This window comes from Moorena sp. SIO3I6 (assembly GCF_010672095.1).
The window spans coordinates 1-2,865 of the sequence record NZ_JAAHHU010000544.1 but is presented as its reverse complement, the minus strand read 5'-3'; the positions used below and the strand labels follow the sequence as shown (position 1 = coordinate 2,865).

The 2,865-nt window shown below is 41.1% G+C and carries 1 protein-coding gene and 2 pseudogenes; all 3 read left to right on the top strand.

Annotated elements, in window-relative coordinates:
- The coding region (locus tag F6K49_RS39265; RefSeq protein ID WP_293105978.1) for a cytochrome c peroxidase at positions 1-797 on the top strand (797 nt) is incomplete at its 5' end.
- A pseudogene (locus tag F6K49_RS39260) lies at positions 794-1,552 on the top strand (DAHL domain-containing protein); the annotation flags it as partial. The gene F6K49_RS39265 and the pseudogene F6K49_RS39260, both read left to right, overlap by 4 nt.
- Positions 1,553-1,582: 30 nt before the next feature.
- Positions 1,583-2,521: pseudogene (locus F6K49_RS39255) on the top strand (histidine kinase dimerization/phospho-acceptor domain-containing protein); the annotation flags it as partial.
- Between the last annotated feature and the right edge of the window lie 344 nt (positions 2,522-2,865).

Here is a 2,865-nt window from a genome sequence, read left to right as displayed (position 1 = left end):
TGTCACAGGATAACACTATCTCCTGTGCTAGCTGCCACAATCTAAATACCGGTGGTACAGACCAAATAGTGCGTTCAATTGGGATCAAGAATAGGATTGGCTTGATTAATGCACCCACAGTCTTCAACAGTGGATTCAATTTTAAGCAACATTGGGATGGAAGCGTTGAAACCCTAGAGGAACAGATTGATAGACCAATCCATGCAGAGCAGGAAATGGGTTCTAATTGGAAAGAAATCCTCAGTAAGCTCAAGCAATCCCCTGAGTATGTCTCACTATTTAGCCAACTGTATAAAGATGGTATCAACAGCGAGAATATCAAGGATGCGATCGCTACTTTTGAAAGATCGCTGTACACTCCCAACTCACGCTTTGACCAATTTCTGCGCGGCCATAAAAATGCCCTCTCCTCCTCAGAACAAGAAGGCTATCGTCTATTTAAAGCCTATGGCTGTGTTAGCTGTCACCAAGGAGTCAATATCGGCAGTAATATGTTCCAGGCTTTTGGTCTGTTTGGAGATTACTTTAAAGATCGCGGTAAGCTTACCAAAGCTGATTTGGGACGCTTTAATGTCACTGGCAATGAACGTGATCGTTATGTATTTAAGGTTCCCAGTTTGCGCAACGTGGCTCTAACATCACCATATTTTCACGACGGTTCAGCTGAAACTCTTGAAGAAGCTGTGACGATAATGGGCAAATATGAATTGGGACGCCGACTGTCGCCAAACGATATTGGTTTGATTGTCAAGTTCCTGAAAACTCTCACAGGCGAGTATCAAGGAAAACCATTGTGAACACAACTCAAGTGCTAAAGCTCATAAATACCTTGGCTGCTGTTTTTATCTTGGCTTTTTTGGTGAAGAAAAGTCTACCAATTAACGTTGAAGAACACCAACAGTATAAAAATACTTTAAATCAACAAAAGGAGATAGATGTAATATTAAATCAGGATATTCTCAAATCTCGATCCGATATCTTAACCTATTATGATCAATTTTTCAAGCATTTGTATCAAATAAAAAATACCCAAAACAAGCTTAAGAGTATTCCGACATTTATTAATCATGATGGGAGAAAATAACTCAATAAAATTATTCAAATTCACTTAGAATTAATCAATGAAAAAGAAAGGTTAATCGAAAGATTAAAATTCCATAATTCCATTCTCAAAAACTCCCTTATTTACTTGCAATCTCTCACTAAATATCTGGTCAATAGTACTTACAATAAAACCAGAAACCATTATTTAGAATTTACTCTCGATGAACTGCTGAAAAATATCCTGCTTTACAACCTAAACTCTGATCAGGAATTAGAAGCGCTGATCAATGATAATATGGATAGGCTGTTGCTGATCAAAAACCAAAATGATTTTGGTAAAGATGAAGAATTGATCGATCTAGCCCTGAGCCATTCCCGAAAAATCATGAGCAATAAACCTCAGGTAGATCAACTAACCCAGCAACTGCTACAGCTCCCTACTAAGCAGCTAAACGAAGAACTGGATTACGTCTATAACCTCTACTATTACCAAGCTATTGATACAGCTAATACTTATCGTTTATATGCCTATAGTTGGTTGTTGATTTTGCTGGCTTGGATTGCCTACTTAATTATCAACAATTTGGTAAAAGCTAACCGTCGTACCATCAACATTCTCGAAAGTATCACGGATGCCTTTATTTCCCTAAACGACCAGTGGCAGATTACCTATCTTAATCCCCAAGCTTTCCAAATGCTACAGAGTCAACCCGAACAGCTTCTGAATCAGAATTTGGAGGAGGTGTTTTCCGGAGTCTTTGGCTCCAAGTTCTACCAGGAATGTCATCGGGCGGTTGCTGCACAGGTTGTTGTCACCTTTGAAGAATACTATCCACCGACGAAACGTTGGTTTGACGTGAAAGCTTATCCAGGTATTAATGGTCTTTCAGTGTTCTTTCATGACATTACCCAGCGCAAACAAGCCTCCCGGGTCTTGCAGCAACTTAATGAGGACTTAGAAGCTAGGGTAGAAGAACGTACTGTCCAACTTGCTGAAAGTATGAAAGAAGCCGAAAAAGCCCGGAAAAAGTCTGAAGAAGCTAACAAAGCCAAAAGCCAATTTCTTGCCAATATGAGCCATGAACTGCGCACCCCCCTCAATGCCATCCTAGGATTCACCCAATTAATGAACCGTGACTCATCCCTGAATCAGGAACATCAGGAATATCTAGCAATTATTAGTCGCAGTGGTGAGCATTTACTGAACTTGATCAATGACATTTTAGAAATGTCCAAAATCGAGGCAGGTCAGATAACTCTAAATGAAACTAGCTTTGACCTGTATCGTCTGCTGGATAGTCTCGAAGAGATGTTACGACTGCGTGCCGCATCCAAAGGCTTACAGCTCATTGTTTACCGAGAGCCAGAGCTTCCTCGATATGTGAAAACAGATCAGGGAAAATTGCGCCAAGTTTTGATTAATTTACTGGGAAACGCTATCAAATTTACTCAAGAAGGCAGTGTCACCTTGCGCGTGGTTCGTAACAATGAAAAGTTTAAAATTAGCGGGTCTGATCAGTTGAAGGTTGGCAGGTCTGATCAGTTGAAGGTTGACAGGTTGAATGTTGACAGGTTGAAGGTTGGCAGGTTGAATGTTGACAGGTCTGATCAGTTGAATGTTGGCAGGTCTGATCAGTTGAATGTTGACAGGTCTGATCAGTTGAAGGTTGACAGGTTGAATGTTGTTCGCGTTCGCGCAGCGGAGGCCTTTCGGCCACGCTACGCGAACGGCTTTGCCGAAAGCGTGGCCGAAAGGCCAAGGCTTTCCCAATAACCAGCAACTGGCAACTCCAACTAACCTTCAACCTACTAACCTCCAAC